Raw genomic sequence first — 19863 nt, forward strand, 5'->3', positions numbered from 1 at the left:
CTTATAGCTCCTTCCCAGGCTCTCCCGCCGGATATGGTGTTTTTTCTAATTGATCACCAATCCAAGAGTCTCCATCTTCCCAAAACTCCTTTTTCCAAATTGGAACAATTTGTTTTATGCGTTCCATAATATATTCATTCGCTTCATAAGCCGCTTTACGGTGCGGTGTTGAAACAGCAACAACAACCGCGATATCAGAAATTTGCAGTGTACCGATGCGATGTGTAATCGCAACGTGTGTACCTGGCCACTTCTCTTTCACTTCTAAGCCAATTTTCTCTAGCATCTTTTCTGCCATCGTTTTATAAGCGACGTATTCTAAGTATAATGTACGACGCCCTTTCGTAAACTCTCTAACCGTTCCAATAAACGTTGTAACGGCACCGCATTCACGGCGAATTACTTTTTTCGCTACCTCTTCAACCAAGATTTCTGTATCAATTACTTCATAATACGTATTTTTCATTGCGTACTCCTTACCGTTTGTACAAACCAGTCTATATACAACTCTTCTTCTGTTATATGAAATACTTTATATTCTTCTCGTAAGTTTGCGGGAGCATCATGCCACGTAATAACCGCTACTATATTCTCTACTTTATGTAAAAGTTCAACGTCTTCGGCAGAACGAAGTAACACTACTTTCGGATAGCTCTCTTTTTTATAGCCCTCTATTAAAATTGTATCCACTTCAAAAAACTCATATAAGCGAATAATTTCTCGCAAGGACCATTCCTCTTTTAATGACGACAGCGAAAGTAATCCCGCACCTTCTACACTACTGACAACAGCACCCGCCTTTCGGTGCCTTTCACTATCTTTTTGCGCTACTTCTGGAAAACCTCCGTGCCCGTGATGTTTAATGGTAGCAACTTTCATTTTCCGTTCAGCTAACGCATGCACTATTTTCTCAACAAGCGTTGTTTTCCCGCTATTTTGATACCCTACTATTTGTAAGATTGAAGGGGCCTTGCCCATGGCCAATCACATCCCTCGGCGTGCTCTAACAATAATACCGATACTTTCATTCCTGCCTCAAATCCTCTCGTTCCTCCAGGCAACACAATAAAAGCATTCGCATCAGCAAGTGAAGATACCGCACTCGATTTATCTAAACCAACCGGCATCGCTTGTAATGCCCCGTCCACAATTGTCACGTTTGCTCTTACAAAACGAGTAAACGGATTTGGCTTTGGAAAATCTTTTTGTAAAATGGCATCAGCTCTATATACGTGAGGCTCCTTCGCATACAAATATGTTTTTATAACCGGATGCACAAATAGTTCAAAGCCTACATAGCAAGCTGAAGGATTTCCTGATAAACCGAAAAGTAACTTCCCATCAACTTCAGCTACTGTCGTTACACTACCTGGTCTCATCGCTATTTTATTAAAGAGTACATTCGCTTGTAATCTTTCATAAATGGCCGGAAAGTAGTCATAATCTCCTACCGACACACCGCCTGTCGTAATTAAAATATCAACCCCATTCATTGCTGATTGAACGGCTGTAAAACATGCATCTAACTCGTCGGCAAGTTGGCCATAATAACGAACTTTCCCTCCAGCTTTCATAATTTGAGCGGCAATCATATACGAGTTACTATTTCTAATTTTCCCCGGCTGTAACGACTCATGTACTTCTAATAATTCACTTCCTGTCGTCACAATACCAACAACAGGCTGTTTCACAACCTTCACAGTACTATATCCAAACGTCGCTAATAAGGCCGTAACACCTGGATTAATTGCAACACCTTTCTTAACGAGAACTTGATTTTGTTTTATATCTTCCCCTTTAAATGACACGTTGTCACCACTATGAAAAGGACGCTTTAACTTCATATATGTTTTTCCGTTCTTCTCAAAACCTTCTGTCAGCTCTAGCATTACGACTGCATTACAACCCTCTGGAATAGCTGCTCCTGTCATAATACGAACCGCCTGAAATGCCCCTACTTCTTCTGTAAATACAAATCCCGCCCCAATTTCTCCTATTACTTCAAACTCAATCGAATTCTCTTGATTTGCTTCTTTCGTATCTTCTGCCCGAATTGCGAAACCATCGTAAGGAGAACGATCAAAATGAGGAACGTCATGATCAGAGACAACATCTTCTCCAAGAATTCTCCCGTAACTTTCCGTAATAGAAACTTCTTCTACTTCACCATTCTTCGCATATTCCATTACTCTCTCCACTGCCTCAGCAACTTGAATCGGAATTCGTTTTTCTACCATCGTTTCTCACCTCATATTTGCAATTTTTTTTATCTCGATTAAACTTTATATATTAAATAGAAATTACTTCAAGGAGGAATTCCATGTCTTCATTCACACACTTTAATGACCAAGGACGCGCGAAGATGGTTGATATAAGTGACAAAAAAACAACCGTTCGAACTGCAATTGCGTGCTCTAGCATTGTCGTTACAAAAGAAATTTACGATAAAATCTCTCATAATGAAATCGGGAAAGGTGACGTATTAGCAGTTGCACAAATCGCAGGTATTATGGCTGCGAAACGTACTTCTGATATTATCCCAATGTGCCATCCTTTATTATTAAAAGGTGTTGACGTTTCTTTCGATTGGAAACAATCCGAAGAACAATATCGATTACTTATTGAAGTAAAAGTTAAAACAGAAGGTAGCACCGGTGTTGAAATGGAAGCTTTAACAGCAGCTTCCGCTACTGCTCTTACCGTGTACGATATGTGTAAAGCTGTTGATAAAGGTATGATTATTGGCGAAACGTACTTATTTGAAAAAACAGGTGGAAAAAGTGGAGATTATACGAGAAAGTCTTAACCTTATCTCCGTTGAATCTAAAGGGTTTCCCTTTAGGTTCAACCTATATATCTTGCATATAAACGTTTTGCCACATTGATATCATTCGTCCCATGAATAAACGCCCTGCCATCTGTAAATAAAACAAAACGAAATTCCTCTATCGGAAATGATAATAAATACGGCGTAGCCTTTACATCCACACTTCTTTGTAAGCGCTTTTTAATTTCTTCTAAATTAAATTCATTCCGCACACCTGGACGGATTTGTACTGTATTTCGGCCACATAACACTTCTGTTTTCGTCTGTGCTTCAAATGTTAAACTCGGATATGTACGTAATCTTCCGCAAGATAAACACGTGTCTTTTTTCTGCCTATTCACTTTAAATGCCATCTGTTGATTATTCCAAAGATCAAACGATAACATCGTTTCGCGAAGTGCCCCATAGTCTTCTACTAATATTTTTAGCGCTTCCGTTATTTGATGTGCAACTACTAATTGTACTGCCGGTTGTATAATACCAGCCGTATCACATGTTGCTCCGCTCGCCGGATGCTCCATTAAACAGCGGAAACACGGTGTTTCTCCTGGTAAAATTGTATACGTTACTCCGTAGCTTCCTACACAACCACCATATATCCACGGAATATTATACTTTTGTGAAATATCATTAATAAGAAGACGCGTTTCAAAATTATCTGTCGCATCTAATATTAAATCTACATCATTCACTAGCTCTTCCATTTCTTGCACTGTTACATCTGTCACAACTGGATTTATTTCCACCTCAGAATTAATCGCCTTTAAATGTTCTGCCGCTGCTACCGCCTTCGGTTTATACTGCTTTGCGTCTTCTTCTGTATATAGTTGTTGCCTTTGTAAATTGCTCCATTCTACATAATCACGATCTGCAATTGTTATTTTTCCAACACCTGCTCTCACAATCGCTTCTGCATTTGCTGCACCAAGAGCTCCAGCACCAATAATAAGCACATGTTTCTCTCTAATTTTTTTCTGTCCTTCTTCTCCAACACCAGCAAATAATATTTGTCTTGAATATCGCTCCTGCATACGATAGCCCCCTTTCTTATCCTCCTATATAAGACATTTCAATTTTCGGACGATTTTTTGCACTTTCTTCTGTCCGTTCATCCGAATATCTATCTTTTCTATTCATCCATACATCTTGTATAACACTTAATAGCTCATCATCCGAAAGATTCCCTCTAAGAAGTTCCCTTATATCCAATCCTTCTGTCGCAAATAAGCAAGTATAAAACTTTCCATCTGCCGAAATTCTCGCTCTCGTACAAGAAGAACAAAACGATTCAGAAACAGAAGTAATAAAACCGACTTCGACATTTGTTCCAACGTAACGATATCGCTTCGCAACTTCACCGAAATAATCCGCTTCAGCCGGCTCAAGCGGATACACGCTATGAATCATTTCAATTAATTCTTGCTTTGTAACGACTTGATCAAAGTTCCATCCATTTGTACTACCAACATCCATAAACTCAATAAACCTAAGCGTGATTCCTTGTTCTTTAAAATAGGCAGCCATCGGAAGTACTTGATGGTCGTTCATCCCTTTTTTCACAACCATGTTTACCTTTACATCAAGCCCAGCCTCTTTTGCAGCCATAATTCCCTTTATAACAGGTTTCGTATTAATATTCCGGCCATTAATGCCCTTAAATACATCATCATCTATTGCATCTAAACTAACATTTACTCTATGTAATCCAGCTTCTTTTAATACTTTTGCTTGTTTCGTTAAATGAATCGCATTTGTCGTTAACCCTATATCTAATAGCCCGTCAATTTTCACGAGACGTGCAATAAGCTTTGTTAAATCTTTACGAAGCAGCGGCTCGCCACCAGTAAGTCTAATTTTTCGTACACCGATGCTAACAAATAGTTTTGCCAAACGCTCAATTTCATCAAACGTCAGTAAAAACTCATCTTTCAAAAAAGCATAATCTGGCCCAAATACTTCCGCCGGCATACAATATGTACATCTAAAATTGCAACGATCAATGACAGATATGCGCAAATCTTGAAGTGGGCGTTCAAAAAAATCAGTAACCATCTCCTGCATCGCCACCCTCCCTTTCTGCCAAATTTCTCTCTTTTCATTCTATTATAATATATTTTCGAACTGCGATGTTTTTGCTCAAGTGAATAAAGTAAAACTTTCCTAACCAATTAGACTACCTACAAATAACGAGATAAAAAACCTTGAAGCATAAAAGCCCCAAGGTTCTCTTCTTATTAACTTAATCTAATAATAGTTAAAGTAGCCCCTGGCGTTGTCGTAGATAATGTAGCGATTGCAACTAATCCAAATAACTGCAGACTAATAGCAGCTCCAGCAGGTAAATTAGCAATTATTGTCGCATTAAATGAACCTGTGGCTACTGCTGGTGAATTTATTGTTCCTGCGAGTGGACTGCCATTTACAGTTATACGAGAACTTACAAGTAAAGAGGCTGTTAAATTTACTGTATAAGCTATATAGTAATTCCCCGCATTCGCAACTGTAAATACAGTATTTCCTCCGCTAACGGTAATTCCTGGACCAATATTTTGATTGTTCGGTAATGGTACATTCGTACCACCTAACAGAACAGAAATAGCACTTCCTGATGTGTTATTCGCAAATGAGTACGTTGCAGTTGTACTAACTCCAGTCACACCCGTTGCTCCTGTGGCCCCAGTTGCTCCAGCTCCAGTTGGACCTGTTGGACCTTGGATTCCTTGTGAACCAGTTGGCCCCGTGTCCCCTGTTGGGCCTTGGGCACCAGTTGCTCCTGTGGCCCCAGTTGGACCTTGGGGACCCTGGATTCCTTGCGGACCTTGAATTCCTTGTGGACCGGTCGCTCCGGTTGCTCCCGTGACTCCAGTTGGACCTTGGATTCCTTGCGGGCCTTGTGCTCCGGTTGCCCCAGTGCCCCCTGTTGGGCCTTGGGGACCTTGTAACCCTTGCACACCTTGCGGACCGGTTGGACCTATGTCACCTTGCACACCTTGTATTCCAGTTGGACCTTGTGGACCGGTCGGCCCCTGCACTCCTTGTATCCCTTGAATCCCCTGTGGACCTTGTGCTCCCGTAGCTCCGGTTGCTCCTTGAATCCCTTGGGGACCTTGTTCCCCTTGAATTCCTTGAGGACCGGTTGGCCCTTGAATTCCTTGAGGACCTTGGATTCCCTGTGGACCTTGATCTCCTGTCGCACCAGTTACTCCTTGTATCCCTTGAGGCCCTTGCACTCCTTGCGCGCCTGTTGGACCTTGGATCCCTTGCACTCCTTGTATTCCTTGCGGGCCTTGTAAACCCGTAACCCCAGTTGCTCCTGTCGCTCCTGGCACTCCTGTTGAGCCTGTCGCCCCGGTATCTCCAGTTGCTCCTGTCACACCGGTTGCTCCTGTCGGTCCAGGTGGTCCACCGGATGGACCTGTCACTCCAGTCGGACCTGATGGCCCCGTTGGACCACTCGGTCCTGCTGGTCCTCCAGAAGGACCTGTTACCCCTGTTGGACCGGTTACTCCTGTCGGTCCTGTAGTCCCTTCCCCTGTCGCTCCGGTTACACCCGTATCCCCTGTTACTCCTGTTGGACCTTGGATCCCTTGTATTCCCTGCGGTCCTTGTACTCCTTGCGCACCCGTCGGACCTTGGATTCCTTGAATACCTTGCACTCCCTGCGCTCCCATTGGACCTGTTGGACCTATCGCCCCTTGAGTACCTTGCACTCCTTGTGGACCCTCTGGACCTGTTGCCCCTTGAGTACCTTGAACCCCTTGAATTCCAGTTGCTCCTTGTGCTCCTGTTGCTCCTGTTACACCTTGTATCCCTTGTATTCCCTGAATTCCTTGCGGGCCTTCTGGTCCTGTCGCTCCTACTGGCCCTTGAATTCCTTGGATTCCTTGTGGACCCTCTGGACCTGTTGCTCCAGCTGGTCCTGGCACACCTTGGATTCCTTGTGGACCTTGAAGTCCTTCTGGTCCTTCTGGTCCTGTTGGTCCTATATCTCCCATCGGCCCTTGTATTCCTTGCACTCCTTGTGGTCCTGTTTCTCCTGTTGGACCTGGTACCCCTTGTATTCCTTGTGGACCTTGATCACCTGTTGCTCCTGTTACACCTTGAGGTCCTATAGGTCCTTGTATACCTTGCGGACCTTGATCTCCAGTTGCACCTGTTATCCCTTGAATCCCCTGAACCCCTTGGATCCCTTGCTCACCAGTTACGCCCGTCGGACCAGGAATACCTTGAATACCTTGCGGACCTTCTGGACCTGTTGGTCCAATTGGCCCTTGAACTCCTTGTATTCCTTGCAAGCCCTGTGCTCCTGTACTTCCTGTCGGACCTGTATTTCCCATTGCTCCAGTTGCACCTGTACTTCCTGTTACTCCTGTATTTCCCGTTGCTCCTGTCGCTCCTGTCGCTCCTGTACTTCCACTCGGTCCACCACCCGGACCTGTCGCACCAGTTGGCCCCGTCGGACCAGGAGGTCCTCCTGATGGGCCAGTGATTCCTGTTGGACCTGTTATGCCAGTTGAGCCTGTAACCCCTTGACCCGTTGCTCCTGTTGCACCTGTACTTCCACTCGGTCCTTGTGGGCCTTGTATCCCTTGAGGCCCTTGTATACCTTGCGAACCAGTTGCACCCGGTAACCCTTGCACACCTTGAATTCCTTGTGGACCCTCTGGTCCAGTAGCTCCAATCGGTCCCTGTAACCCTTGTATCCCCTGTATACCTTGTGCCCCAGTCGCTCCGGTTGGACCAATCGGACCTTGTAACCCTTGCACACCTTGAGATCCTGTCGCTCCTGTTTCTCCTTGTGGTCCTCTCAATCCTTGTGGCCCCTGCTGTCCTTCTGGTCCCGTTGCACCTATTGGTCCAACTGGCCCTTGTATCCCTTGCACACCTTGAGGTCCTGTCGGGCCCAGCTCCCCCATCGGACCTTGTAATCCTCTTGGTCCTTGAGGGCCAGTCGGGCCTTGTGGACCGGTTGGGCCAGTAATCCCAATGCCAGTAAATCCCGTCGGAACGGGTGGAAAGGTAGGCCCAATAAGATTTGGTGAAATTCTGAAATTAGAGTTTAATGAATGTTTTTTATCGCGCTCTCTCACACTTTCACCACCTGCACACCATCTTTTTTACATTAAACAAACCTCTTCTTCTTAATATGTATTTTCAAAAACAAACTCAAAGACTATTTTTATTTTAAATAATAAAAACCCCCTTAATTTCTTAAGGGAGTCCAGCAACTGAATCCATATTATCTGTATTAGGGACAGCTTGCGATATACTCGATGTATTTACACTTTGCCCTGTATTTGTTCCCGTTACAGTACCAGCAGGAGTACCTCGCGTATATGTTGTCGTCACCGAATCTCCTGGCTGCAAGCAAAGCTTCGTCTCCGTTCCTATTACTGTAACAACATCAATCCACGTACACCCGACTGAACCACTATACGACTTCGAAGCAGTAAATGACGTATCACTCAAATTATCACCGGTAAATATATTCCCGGTGTTATTCACAATAACAAATTCTTTTATATGAGCAGGCATAATTACACTCTACCTTTCCTCTATGAACCTAATGTACGTGTACTCGTTGCTAACGGCGGAAGAAACACTGATGTTCGAATCACTGCTTCTTGCTGCCTTTTCCCATTTAAAAAAACTGCCGCACTCGAACCTCCAGCACCTGCATATATTTTTGCTACAGCTAAAGGTGCGATATTATAACAGTCGCCAACATTAACAGCTCCTGTATTGTTAATAATTTTTACTTTACGCATGTTAATCCCCATTTACCCCTCCCCCTTTTGTATACTGTATGCAAAAGAAAAAAACTTGAAACAAACACGTTTCAAGTTTTTTAAACTACCTATTTCGTTTCACCTTCATATTGAAGCATACCGCCAACCATGTTCATTGTTTTAAATCCTTGCTCATTTAAATAATGGCATACATTTTCACTGCGCATTCCCGAGCGACAAATAAAGATATATTCATTCTCTTTATCAAAGAAATCTACTTTATTTGGGATATCACCCATTTTAATATGTACAGCTTCTGGAATTTTCCCTGCTGCTACTTCTTCATCTTCCCTTACGTCTACTAAAAATAACGTTTCACCATTTTCTAAACGTTCTTGCACTTCTTCTGTAGTAATTGTTTTAACTTCTGTCATATTTCGTTCCTCCTTATATACAATAAAACCTTTAGTCTCTTCCTTAAAAAAGCATGTCTAATCAATTTTAGCATGCGACAGAAAGAACGCAAAGAACGGAAAAATTATTTCTCAATTTTCCCACAAAACTTATTCTTTACAAACATAACTCGTGCATTGTATCCTCAATATACTTGTTTTATGAAAGGAGCCAATGAAAATGACACTTTTTCTTTTCATTACCGGCATCATTTTCTTAATCGCTGCAATTATTGCTCTTAGTATGAAAAATAATAAAAAGATAAAATCGCCACAAGAAATATCATTCTTATTTTTATTACTTAGTATAGCGTTCTTCGGTATAGCAATTGCCACATATATTTTCCGTCTACAAATTATGTAAAAAAAGGTGCCTACTACATACATTGCACCTTTTTCACACCATTTATTTTCTACACAAAACTAGACACTTTCCGATTTAAAAACTCATAAACCTTTTTTTCAAATAAATGAATATCAAACGCTCCCGCCATATGCCCATTTATACTTTCTATCTCATATACTTCCGCATACTTCCCTTGTTTTTGCAACATGTCTACCATTTTATAATTATAACGTGACGGCTGAAGCAAATCTTGTTTACACGGAATCATAAGTACATTTGCTTCTATATGAGACAGTGCCTCTTCTAAAGACGAAAATCCATGCGCAATATCATGTAATAAAACTGCTTTCGCCGTGTATATCCATGAATTTGCATCTACTAACTCTATACCTCTATATGTCACTTTATTTATTTCTTTCTCAAATGATGTCAATGTAGAAACCTTTTCATAAGGGTCTACTTCTATACTATTACGAGGGAATGTTGTTTCATAAAAATGCTCATCAAACGCGTTCATAAACATCATTCTATTTGCTAAATGAAGCCCCTTCATTGGCTGCTCTTCTCCATATTTTCCGCCCCTCCAACTTGGATCTAGTTGAATGGCCTCAATAGCATTTTGCGCTACATTTACTGACGTAATAATTGGATTTTGTGGGTTCGTAATAACACCAATCATCCGCTCTACCATATGAGGATAACGAATAGCCCATTGCTGCGCAATCATCCCGCCGGCTGACGGTCCCATTACAGCATGTAGCCTTGCGATTCCCATATCTTTTATTAACTCATATTGCATACGAGCTACATCAAGAAATGTAAAAACCGGGAAATCCATCGCATATTCATCTCCAGTTTTCGGATCAATTGATTTTGGTCCTGTTGTAATCACATAAGGGTTCTTTACCTGCACATTACAAAGATTATCAGTGCATATAACAAAGTATTTATTTGTATCAATTGCTTTTCCAGGTCCAATTAAACCATCCCACCAACCAGACTCCTCATCATGCGCTATATATTTTCCTGCCGCGTGACTCGTTGCACTAAAATGATGACAAACCAAAATCGCATTTGACCTTTCTCTATTTAAAGTGCCATACGTCTCATACCCCATTTGAACAGGCATTTCCCTACCATTTTCAAACGTAAATTCTTTTAAAATAAACTTCTCTTTTTTTACAATTTGCACAGACTCTCCCTCTCCCCGTTATAGTATGAACTGCTTACTAAAGGATTTTTTCTATGCAAACCAATCTCCTCCTTCTTTTCATAAATAAATGAATAATATACAAAATTAGCCACAAAATAGCACTATATTACACAATTAAAGAGGGAATACATATGATTTGGAATTGGCTACGTAAGAAAAAAAAATCAAATACAACAGAGAAAAACGAAACAGATAACTCGGAGCAACAACCTAACAATCAAGAGGATGATAACAAAGAACAAACTAGAAGTATGAAACATAATAAAGGTAACAATAGCGAGCAAGAAAAAGAGGAGCACAAAGAGCCTTCTCAGGATAAACAACAACAACAACATTCTAAACAAGACAACTCGGATCAGCAGCAACAACACTCTAAACAAGACGAATCGGGTCAGGATCAACAACAACATTCTAAGCAAAGCGACTCGAATCAAGATAAACAACAAAGCTCTAAACAAGATGACTCGAATCAAGATAAACAGCAAAATTCTAAGCAAAGCGACTCGAATCAAGATAAACAACAAAGTTCTAAACAAAACAACTCGAATCAAAATAAACAGCAAAGTTCTAAGCAAAGCGACTCAGCTCAGGATAAACAACAAAGTTCTAAACGAGACGACTCGAATCAGGAGAAACAGCAAAGTTCTAAACAAGATAACTCGGATCAAAATAAACAGCAAAGTTCTAAACAAAATAACTCGGATCAAAATCAACAGCAAAGCTCTAAACAAGGTAACTCGGATCAAAATCAACAGCAAAGTTCTAAACAAAATAACTCGGATCAAAATCAACAGCAAAGCTCTAAACAAGGTAACTCGGATCAAAACCAGCAGCAAAACGCTGGAAATAATAGTATTTATGATTTTACGAAACCAGGAAAAGACCGTATTCATTCTCTACAAGATTTAATAGAAAAGCTCAAAAAGTCTAGTGATTTTGTTAATTACCATACATCTGATGATGAAACGATGCCTTATTGGATTTCTTACTATCGACCTTCGCTTGATGGTGAGAAATTACAAAAGTATTTAATGCCTACTCTTTTAGAACGACCTAACGCCTCACTAGAAGAGCTGAAAGAACATATTCCGATGAGCGGGATTACAATTACAAACGATTTACAAAAAATTGAGGATATGGTGTTAAAAGGACATGCGATTATTCAATTAAACCAGCAAGATCAAAAATGTATGCTTGCAAACATCGCGATTGATAATTATCGTGCACCAACTCCTCCCTTAAACGAATCGACTGTTATCGGTCCTCAAGAAGGTTTCGTAGAGGATATTGATACAAATATTAATTTAGTTCGAAAACGGCTTCCTGTTTTAGATTTACAAACAAAAGAAATGATTGTCGGTGAGTTTTCCAAAACAAAAGTTGTCATGATGTATTTAGACAACCTCGCTGAAAAAGATAATGTAGATTTTCTCGAGGAGTCATTACGCGCTCTTGAATATGATCAAATTAATGATAGTGCTTATATACAAGAATTAATGGGTGAAAAGTCAATTTTCCCTCTCTATATCAATACAGAACGCACTGATAGAGTTACAAAAGCACTCATTGATGGGAAAATCGCTATTTTTGTGGATGGTTCTCCAAGCGTTTTACTAACGCCTGTATCCTATTTCGATTTTTTCATTTCGCCAGAAGACTATAACGTCTCTTGGCTATATGCTACATTTTCGAGGATTTTAAGATTAATCGCCGTTCTATTTTCAATCTGTGCTACACCGTTATACGTTGCAGTTTTAAATTATCATTATGAACTTATTCCAAGTGATTTACTTGAAACTTTGATTTTATCAAGAGCTCAAGTACCGTTCCCACCTTTAATTGAAGCACTCTTTTTAGAACTTGCAATCGACTTATTGAGAGAGGCTGGCGCAAGGTTACCGATGAAAGTTGGTCAAACGCTCGGTATTGTAGGCGGTATCGTAATCGGGCAAGCATCTGTACAAGCTGGTTTAACGAGTAATATTTTATTAATTATCGTTGCCTTATCAGCACTTGCTTCCTTTATTACACCTATTTATAAAATGGGTAATGCTGTTCGATTACTACGATTCCCGTTTCTCATCTTTGCAGAAATAGGAGGACTCTTCGGGATTTCTCTTGGATTTATCTTTTTATTTACTCATCTATTTAGACTTACTTCCTTACGTAAGCCGTACGCTTTGTTTTATCCGACAAGACAACAATCTGTTAAAGATTCTTGGATTCGTTTTCCCTTAACAATGATTGATACAAGGGATGTACAAGCAAGGCCACAACATGTAAAAAAAGCAGCAAAAGGGATTTCAACAAAACATAGATCGGATTTTGATGATTAAGAAATGAGGTGCATTGATGAGTAAAGTTCAAGAAAAATATCAAATATCTCCTGTCTTTGTTTTCTTCTTAATTCACGGTGCACAGTTTGGAGCTGGCGTTCTCGGCTTCGCTCGAATTATTGCGAAAGCTGCTGGATACGACGGCTGGATAGGGGTTCTAATTACAGGGGTATTTATCCATATCCTTATATGGATGATGTATTTTTTATTAAAAGAAACAAACGGGAATTTAATTGATTTACAACGACAAACATTCGGAAAGTGGATAGGGAACCTCTTTAATATCATCTTTGCAGCTTATTTTTTAATCGTCAGTATTTCCGTCATTCGAACGTATGTTGAAATTATTCAAGTATGGATGTTCCCAACTGCTTCCACCTTTATGTTAACACTCTTTTTATGCTTAGTTAGTTATTACATTATTTCTTCTGGCTTCCGTGTCATTACTGGTATTTGCGTCATCTCTGTTGGGGGTACACTAGGATATTTATTTCTAAGCTTATTCGTTTTAAAATACTCACATTGGGAGAATTTACTACCTATTTTCACACATTCTTTTTCAGATATTTTAAAATCCGCCCATATGTCAATCTACAGTATGACAGGATTTGAGATTTACCTCATGGTTTATCCATTCGTGAAAAAGCCTATGCAATCTCATAAGTACGCTCAACTCGGGGCACTATTTTCAAATCTTCTATATTTATTTAGTACCCTTTTAGCCTTTGCATTTTTTAGTGAGAAACAATTGTTAAAAACGATATGGTCGCAACTTTCCATGACTCAAGTCATTCAATTACCCTTCATAGAAAGGCTAGAATATATCGCAATATCAGGCTATGCACTCGTTATTATTTCAAGTTTTATCCTCCCTTTATGGGCGTCAATGAGAGCAACTCACGAAATATTCCGTGTAAAACAAAGAGGTGTTTTAATCGCTTTTATCATTATCACTCTTATTGTTTCACAACTTTTAACGAACAGACACGATATTAATAACTTTATTAGTAATGCATCAAAAGTTAGTTTTTGGCTCATTTATGTATACATCCCAATCCTATTTATTATTGTGTGGGTGAAAAGAAAATGGAAAAAATCAAAAGCAAATTAATACTTATTTCTTGTATAGCACTTTTCAGTTTAACTGGATGCTTACAAAAAAATATTATCGATGATGTACAACTTATTCAAGGAACCGTTTTTGATGTAGCAAAGGATCATAAAGTAAAAGTGACATTCGTTTGTCCCATTCAGAAAAAAGGAAATAAAGTTCAAGTTTTTGAAGGCAGCGCAAATGCCGTAAAACAAGTAAAAGCAGACACATCTTTAGAATCTTCTCAACCATTTGCTAGCGGACAAATGCGTGTTGCTCTATATACTATACCACTGGCAAAAAAAGGAATGTCTACTTCATTCGATACATTACTTCGAGATGTGAACATAGGGAACGCTTTATATGTTGCTTTACTTGAAGGTAACGGTACAGAACTTTTAAAAGGGAAATATACAACTTCATACAACGTTGCAATTTATATGAAGAAATTGTTAGAGCATAACATGGAAACTGGCCCTTTACCAACGGATAATCTGCATGTAGGAGCATTCCGTTATTATCAAGAAGGGCAAGACTACTATATTCCAATTTTAAAAAAACATGGTGATAAAATAAAAATCAATGGAATTGGTCTTTTTAAAAAGGATAAATATATCGGGAAAATTGCGGAAAAGGATATGTTCATATTTAAAGGATTATTAGAGAAGCATAAATTAGATTCACATGAATTTAAAACCGATTCTGCGTACGTAATGATTAATAATATTCGTTCTGTACCAACTTACGATATTAAGATTAAAAACGGAAAACCTTCTTTCTTCATTCACGTTCATCTTGAGGCACGCATTCAAGAACTATCGAAACAAATTAACTTAGAAAATAACAAGAACTCAAAAAAAATTGAAAAAAATGTACAAAAACAATTAGATACACAAGCTGCTAAATTAATTAAGCAGTTTAAATCTTTAGACGTTGATCCCCTCGGACTAGGAGCAAAATATAAACAACATTACCGTCCATTCAAGTTAGAAGAGTGGAAACAGATGTACAAAAATGTCCCTGTTACTGTAAAATACACCGTAAATATTACAAATTCTGGTGTAATTGAATGAGAAATGATTGAACTCCTCTCTCCGGCATGATACAACGGAAAGAGGAGTTTTTATTTTAGATAGAGAGAGAAGATATTTATGGGGGAGCTTATGTCTAAAAAATTAGTAAAGCCTATTTTAAATGGTATTTTATTTCTCGGCGTCTTTTTATTTGCTCATACATACTTAAAAAATGTTTCCTTCACACGTTATTTACTTGTCGTTATACCAATGTTGCTCGTTGGTATGTTTGGCATCGACCTTATTTTATCCATTTTAATAAAAGAAGAAAAATAACGAGCAGGGCCGTCCCAAAAGTATTCCGGGATGGCTTTCTTTTATTAACAGGATATGTTTTGTCGTTCTGTCGATATAATCTTTCACTAACGCCATCTGAACTAAAAGATGAAACTTTTGGACAGTCCTTTTTCATTTCATAATCACCATATGTTACAATGAGATTCGGCACAAAGCGAGAAAGGATGAAACAACATGACAATCGAAAAAGGTTTAGATAAAGGATACGAACTTGTTGCAAAAATGCATGAAGAGTTCGGACATCCTGTGACAAATACTCCAACAAAATTAGCAGAAGAACGTGCAAAAATCCGTGCAAGTTTTATGCAAGAAGAGCTAGAAGAATTTCTAGAAGCAACGACTGTTGAAGATCAATATGATGCACTGATTGATCTTATTTACTTTGCATTCGGAACGTTTGCCGAAATGGGCGTACGTCCAGATAAAGGATTCGAAATTGTAAATAATGCAAACATGGCAAAATTATTCCCTGATGGGAAACCTCGATTCCGCGAAGGCGATGGCAAAATTCTAAAACCGGAAGGCTGGCAGGCACCAGAGCCACAACTTCGTGCTGAAATCGAACGCCAACGCCAAGAAGCTGAAAAAAACTGCTAGGATTTCCTAGCAGTTTTTTATTATGTCTTTTTTTCTGCAAGTCATTAATGACCCACGTGTCCCGCGTGTCCTGCTGCTCCGCCAATACTAGCCGCTCCTGCTGCTGCCCCTGCTCCTCCTGCTCCAATTCCACCTGTCCAAGGAGAAGATTGTTGCTGTTGTTGATATTGCTGATATTGTTGTTGTTGACCCTGCTGACCTTGATGGCTCTGTTGACCTTGATAGCCTTGGTGTCCTTGATGGTGATGACCTTGTTGGCCTTGATGGCCTTGTTGGTGATGATGACCATGGTGACCTTGTTGCCCTTGGTGATGATGACCATGGTGACCTTGTTGCCCTTGGTGATGATGATGACCATGGTGACCTTGTTGCCCTTGGTGGTGATGACCATGGTGACCTTGTTGCCCTTGGTGGTGGTGACCATGATGGCCTTGATGCGTTTGGTAAAGAACAGCTTGTGGATGAATGTGGTGTTGACCGTGGTGATGTACTTGTTGTTGATATCCGTGATGGTGGTGATGACCGTGCTGACCTTGGTGATGATGATGACCATGGTGACCTTGGTGGTGGTGACCATGATGGCCTTGTTGGCCTTGGTGATGATGATGTACATGATGACCGTGTTGGCCTTGGTGGTGATGGTGTACATGGTGGCCGTGTTGGCCTTGATGATGGTGATGTACATGGTGACCGTGAACACCTTGCGGATAACCACCTACTCCGCCTGCTACAACACCTACTCCCGGTACCGGAAATCCTGTCTGCACTCCTCCAACGAAAGAAGGAAATGTAGTTGGTACTCCTACTGGAATTCCTGTCTGTACGCCAGCTACTGATGTCGGAAATCCTCCTGTTACTGTAGGCATTCCAGCCCCTGATGTCGAAAAACCTCCCATTAATGTAGGCATTCCAGTTTGCATGCCAGCTACCGATGTTGGAAATCCTCCTGCTGCTCCACCCATCCAGCTCGGAATTCCACCGTACCCTTGTTGGCCAGCTCCTCCCATTAACATCATTTGTGTATAACTGTCCGATTCGCCTCCGAAGAAGCCATGTGGTGCATTATTGTCCATCCCTTTCATTCCTTTCACCTCTTCTACTCAATTTAGCCTACCTTTTTTATCATATTTCCTATAGAAAAATAGGTGTTTGTCTGTATTGGAATTCCGCTCTTTTATTTGTACGTAGTGGAATAGTTGAAAATTTAGATGAAGGAGATCCTGAAATTATTTTCTACACAAAAAAGCTCAGAGCATAACCGCTCTGAGCTTTTCTTTCATTCATTAGTTTGCAACAACATTAACAAGTTTGCCAGGAACTACAATTACTTTACGAACTGTTTTTCCTTCAATTTGATCTTGAATTGCTTCAAGTGCAAGTTGTTCCATTTCTTCTTTTGATGCGTCTTTACTCATTGTTAGTTTTGCGCGAACTTTGCCCATAACTTGAACAACGATTTCAACTTCGTCTTCTACAAGTTTAGACTCATCAAATGTTGGCCAGCTTGCATATGTGATTGTTTCATTGTATCCAAGTTTGCTCCATAGTTCTTCCCCGATATGAGGTGCAACTGGTGCAATCATTTTTACGAAACCTTCTACATATTCTTTCGGAAGTGTTTCAGCTTTGTATGCATCGTTGATGAATACCATCATTTGAGAAATCGCTGTGTTGAAGCGAAGCTCTGCATAGTCTTCTGTTACTTTCTTCACTGTTTGGTGGTAAGCTTTTTCAAGCTCTTTATTTGGTGCATCAGTAATTTTCTCACTTAATTCACCGTTATCTTGAATGAATAGACGCCATACGCGGTCTAGGAAACGACGAGCTCCGTCAAGACCATTTTCAGACCAAGCGATTGAAGCATCTAATGGTCCCATGAACATTTCGTATAGACGAAGTGTATCTGCACCGTGGCTTGCTACGATATCATCAGGGTTTACAACGTTACCTTTTGATTTACTCATTTTCTCGTTGTTTTCACCTAGAATCATACCTTGGTTGAATAATTGTTGGAACGGCTCTTTCGTTGGAACTACACCGATATCGTATAATACTTTATGCCAGAAACGAGCATATAGTAAGTGAAGTACAGCGTGCTCCGCTCCGCCGATATAAATATCAACTGGAAGCCATTGTTTTACTTTTTCAGGATCTACAAGCGCTTCGCTGTTGTTTGGATCGATGTAACGTAGGTAATACCAGCAGCTACCAGCCCATTGTGGCATTGTGTTCGTTTCACGACGACCTTTTTTACCAGTTTCAGGATCAACAACATTTACCCACTCTTCAATGTTCGCAAGTGGTGATTCACCTGTACCTGAAGGACGGATGTTTTCTGTTTTCGGAAGAACTAATGGTAATTCTTCTTCTTTCACAGCTGTCATTGTGCCATCTTCCCAGTGGATTACTGGAATTGGCTCACCCCAGTAACGTTGACGGCTGAATAACCAGTCACGTAGACGGTACGTTACTTTTTGATTTCCTGCGCTCGTTACTTCAAGCCATTCAATCATTTTTGCGATTGCTTCTTCTTTATTTAAACCATCAAGGAATGCTGAGTTTACGTGTGCACCATCACCTGTGTATGCTTCTTTCGTAATATCTCCGCCTTTTACAACTTCCTTCATTGGAAGATTGAATACTGATGCGAATTCATAGTCACGCTCATCGTGAGCTGGAACTGCCATTACAGCACCTGTTCCGTAAGTTGCAAGAACATAGTCAGCAATCCAGATTGGTAATTTCTCACCGTTTACTGGGTTAACCGCGTAAGCACCAGTGAATACACCAGTTTTTTCTTTCGCAAGTTCTGTACGCTCTAGGTCACTCTTCATTTTTACAGCGTTAATGTAAGTTTCTACAGCTTCTTTTTGCTCTGCTGTTGTAATGTCAGCAACAAGTGCATGTTCCGGAGCAAGTACACAGTAGCTCGCACCAAATAGTGTATCAGGACGCGTTGTGAAAACTGTGAACTTCTCATCTGTACCGTCGATGTTGAAGTGTACTTCTGCACCTTCAGAACGACCGATCCAGTTACGTTGCATATCTTTTAAACTTTCTGGCCAATCAAGCTCATCTAGATCTTCTAATAGACGATCTCCGTAAGCTGTAATTTTTAACATCCACTGTCTCATCGGACGACGCTCAACTGGATGTCCGCCGCGCTCACTCTTACCGTCAATGATTTCTTCGTTTGCAAGTACTGTACCAAGTGCTGGGCACCAGTTTACAGGTACTTCATCAACGTAAGCTAAGCCTTTTTCAAATAGTTTTAGGAAGATCCATTGTGTCCACTTATAGTAGTTTGGATCTGTTGTATTTACTTCACGATCCCAATCATAAGAGAAGCCTAATGCTTTAATTTGATTACGGAACGTATTAATATTAATCTCTGTAAATTCTGCCGGGCTGTTTCCAGTATCAAGTGCATATTGCTCTGCTGGAAGACCGAATGCATCCCATCCCATTGGATGAAGAACGTTATATCCTTGCATACGCTTCATACGAGATAAAATATCTGTCGCTGTATAACCTTCTGGATGTCCTACGTGTAGGCCTGCACCTGATGGATATGGGAACATATCTAGTGCATAAAATTTTGGTTTTTCTGTCTCATCTGGCGTACGGAATGTTTTATTTTCTTCCCAGTACCCTTGCCACTTCTTCTCAATATCTTGATGATTAAAGCTCATGAGATACCCTCCTTGAAATTCTATTTATTTTCACCGCCCAAAATACAAAAAACCTCTCATCCCTAGAAAGGGACGAGAGGTTATAGATTCCCGCGGTACCACCCTAAATTAATGTACAAATATACATTCGCTTAGATCCGTAACGTGGATTAACGGCAATTGCTACTAATAGTTTCACAACTGCAACTCAAAGGCGAGTTCATAACGA

The 19863-nt window shown here is 40.3% G+C and carries 19 protein-coding genes, 1 pseudogene and 1 other annotated feature (1 of these 21 running past the window's edge); of the genes and pseudogenes, 8 read left to right on the forward strand and 12 right to left on the reverse strand.

Annotation, left to right across the window (positions count from 1 at the left end):
- Window position 1: 1 nt before the first annotated feature.
- The 3 genes from moaE to moeA are packed head-to-tail and all read right to left on the reverse strand — an operon-like array spanning window position 2 to window position 2237.
- A complete protein-coding gene (gene moaE / locus MR115_RS10095; RefSeq protein ID WP_242241051.1) occupies window positions 2–466 on the reverse strand; it encodes a molybdopterin synthase catalytic subunit MoaE in 465 nt (154 codons plus the stop codon).
- Entirely contained in the window at window positions 463–978 is a 516-nt protein-coding gene (gene mobB, locus MR115_RS10100) for a molybdopterin-guanine dinucleotide biosynthesis protein B (RefSeq protein ID WP_242241052.1), read from the reverse strand. Before mobB ends, moaE begins: the two co-directional genes overlap by 4 nt.
- Window positions 948–2237 carry a molybdopterin molybdotransferase MoeA gene (moeA, locus tag MR115_RS10105; RefSeq protein ID WP_242241053.1) on the reverse strand — a complete coding sequence of 430 codons (1290 nt, stop codon included), beginning with the start codon at window positions 2235–2237 and terminating at the stop codon, window positions 948–950. The genes mobB and moeA overlap by 31 nt, the downstream gene beginning before the upstream one ends.
- 83 nt (window positions 2238–2320) lie before the next feature.
- Between moeA and moaC the strand changes: the two genes are divergently transcribed.
- Entirely contained in the window at window positions 2321–2806 is a 486-nt protein-coding gene (gene moaC, locus MR115_RS10110; RefSeq protein ID WP_097865160.1) for a cyclic pyranopterin monophosphate synthase MoaC, read from the forward strand.
- Window positions 2807–2844: 38 nt separating this feature from the next.
- Here moaC and MR115_RS10115 read toward each other — a convergent pair whose 3' ends face one another.
- The 6 genes from MR115_RS10115 to MR115_RS10140 form a co-directional block, all read right to left on the reverse strand.
- The gene (locus MR115_RS10115) at window positions 2845–3858 is read right to left on the reverse strand and encodes a molybdopterin-synthase adenylyltransferase MoeB (protein WP_242241054.1); all 1014 of its coding nucleotides are present in this window, start codon (window positions 3856–3858) and stop codon (window positions 2845–2847) included.
- Window positions 3859–3874: 16 nt separating this feature from the next.
- The gene (moaA, locus tag MR115_RS10120) at window positions 3875–4888 is read right to left on the reverse strand and encodes a GTP 3',8-cyclase MoaA (RefSeq protein WP_242241055.1); all 1014 of its coding nucleotides are present in this window, start codon (window positions 4886–4888) and stop codon (window positions 3875–3877) included.
- 173 nt (window positions 4889–5061) lie between these two features.
- On the reverse strand, window positions 5062–7917 hold the full coding sequence (locus tag MR115_RS10125; RefSeq protein ID WP_242241056.1) for a BclA-related collagen-like exosporium protein: 2856 nt from the start codon (window positions 7915–7917) through the stop codon (window positions 5062–5064).
- A 121-nt stretch (window positions 7918–8038) separates the two neighbouring features.
- Window positions 8039–8362 (reverse strand): hypothetical protein, encoded by a 324-nt coding sequence (locus tag MR115_RS10130; protein WP_242241057.1) that lies wholly within the window; start codon window positions 8360–8362, stop codon window positions 8039–8041.
- Window positions 8363–8382: 20 nt separating this feature from the next.
- Window positions 8383–8607, reverse strand: coding sequence for a spore germination protein (locus MR115_RS10135; RefSeq protein ID WP_242241058.1), 225 nt, complete (start codon window positions 8605–8607; stop codon window positions 8383–8385).
- A gap of 77 nt (window positions 8608–8684) precedes the next feature.
- Window positions 8685–8990, reverse strand: coding sequence for a rhodanese-like domain-containing protein (locus MR115_RS10140; RefSeq protein ID WP_000141210.1), 306 nt, complete (start codon window positions 8988–8990; stop codon window positions 8685–8687).
- A gap of 199 nt (window positions 8991–9189) precedes the next feature.
- Here MR115_RS10140 and MR115_RS10145 point away from each other — a divergent pair, with 199 nt between their 5' ends.
- Window positions 9190–9372: a hypothetical protein gene (locus tag MR115_RS10145; RefSeq protein ID WP_016085879.1), complete on the forward strand. Its 183-nt coding sequence runs from the start codon at window positions 9190–9192 to the stop codon at window positions 9370–9372.
- 49 nt (window positions 9373–9421) lie between these two features.
- On the opposite strand, the gene MR115_RS10150 is transcribed toward MR115_RS10145, so the two are convergent.
- A complete protein-coding gene (locus MR115_RS10150; RefSeq protein WP_242241059.1) occupies window positions 9422–10546 on the reverse strand; it encodes a homoserine O-acetyltransferase family protein in 1125 nt (374 codons plus the stop codon).
- A gap of 152 nt (window positions 10547–10698) precedes the next feature.
- On the opposite strand from MR115_RS10150, the gene MR115_RS10155 reads away from it, so the two are divergent.
- The 5 genes from MR115_RS10155 (at window position 10699) to MR115_RS10175 (ending at window position 15963) form a co-directional block, all read left to right on the forward strand.
- Window positions 10699–12903, forward strand: a complete 2205-nt coding sequence (locus tag MR115_RS10155) for a spore germination protein (protein WP_242241063.1) — start codon at window positions 10699–10701, stop codon at window positions 12901–12903.
- Window positions 12904–12919: 16 nt separating this feature from the next.
- Window positions 12920–14014, forward strand: coding sequence for a spore germination protein (locus MR115_RS10160; RefSeq protein WP_097819379.1), 1095 nt, complete (start codon window positions 12920–12922; stop codon window positions 14012–14014).
- Window positions 13990–15069, forward strand: coding sequence for a Ger(x)C family spore germination protein (locus tag MR115_RS10165; protein ID WP_098763454.1), 1080 nt, complete (start codon window positions 13990–13992; stop codon window positions 15067–15069). The genes MR115_RS10160 and MR115_RS10165 overlap by 25 nt, the downstream gene beginning before the upstream one ends.
- 90 nt (window positions 15070–15159) lie before the next feature.
- Entirely contained in the window at window positions 15160–15345 is a 186-nt protein-coding gene (locus MR115_RS10170; protein WP_000038782.1) for a hypothetical protein, read from the forward strand.
- 195 nt (window positions 15346–15540) lie between these two features.
- Window positions 15541–15963, forward strand: a complete 423-nt coding sequence (locus MR115_RS10175; RefSeq protein WP_097819381.1) for a pyrophosphohydrolase domain-containing protein — start codon at window positions 15541–15543, stop codon at window positions 15961–15963.
- Between the two features lie 44 nt (window positions 15964–16007).
- On the opposite strand, the gene MR115_RS10180 is transcribed toward MR115_RS10175, so the two are convergent.
- Window positions 16008–17045: a hypothetical protein gene (locus MR115_RS10180; protein WP_242241065.1), complete on the reverse strand. Its 1038-nt coding sequence runs from the start codon at window positions 17043–17045 to the stop codon at window positions 16008–16010.
- Window positions 17046–17140: 95 nt separating this feature from the next.
- Between MR115_RS10180 and MR115_RS10185 the strand changes: the two are divergent.
- Window positions 17141–17221 (forward strand): annotated as a pseudogene (locus MR115_RS10185) (GNAT family N-acetyltransferase); the annotation flags it as partial.
- A 25-nt stretch (window positions 17222–17246) separates the two neighbouring features.
- Here the strand turns inward: MR115_RS10185 and leuS are convergent.
- Window positions 17247–19655 (reverse strand): leucine--tRNA ligase, encoded by a 2409-nt coding sequence (gene leuS / locus MR115_RS10190; protein ID WP_097819383.1) that lies wholly within the window; start codon window positions 19653–19655, stop codon window positions 17247–17249.
- A 65-nt stretch (window positions 19656–19720) separates the two neighbouring features.
- Window positions 19721–19863: a binding site (T-box leader), on the reverse strand (it continues 77 nt past the right edge of the window).

This window comes from Bacillus cereus group sp. BfR-BA-01309 (assembly GCF_022664315.1).
GTDB classification, from domain to species: Bacteria; Bacillota; Bacilli; order Bacillales; family Bacillaceae_G; genus Bacillus_A; species Bacillus_A mobilis.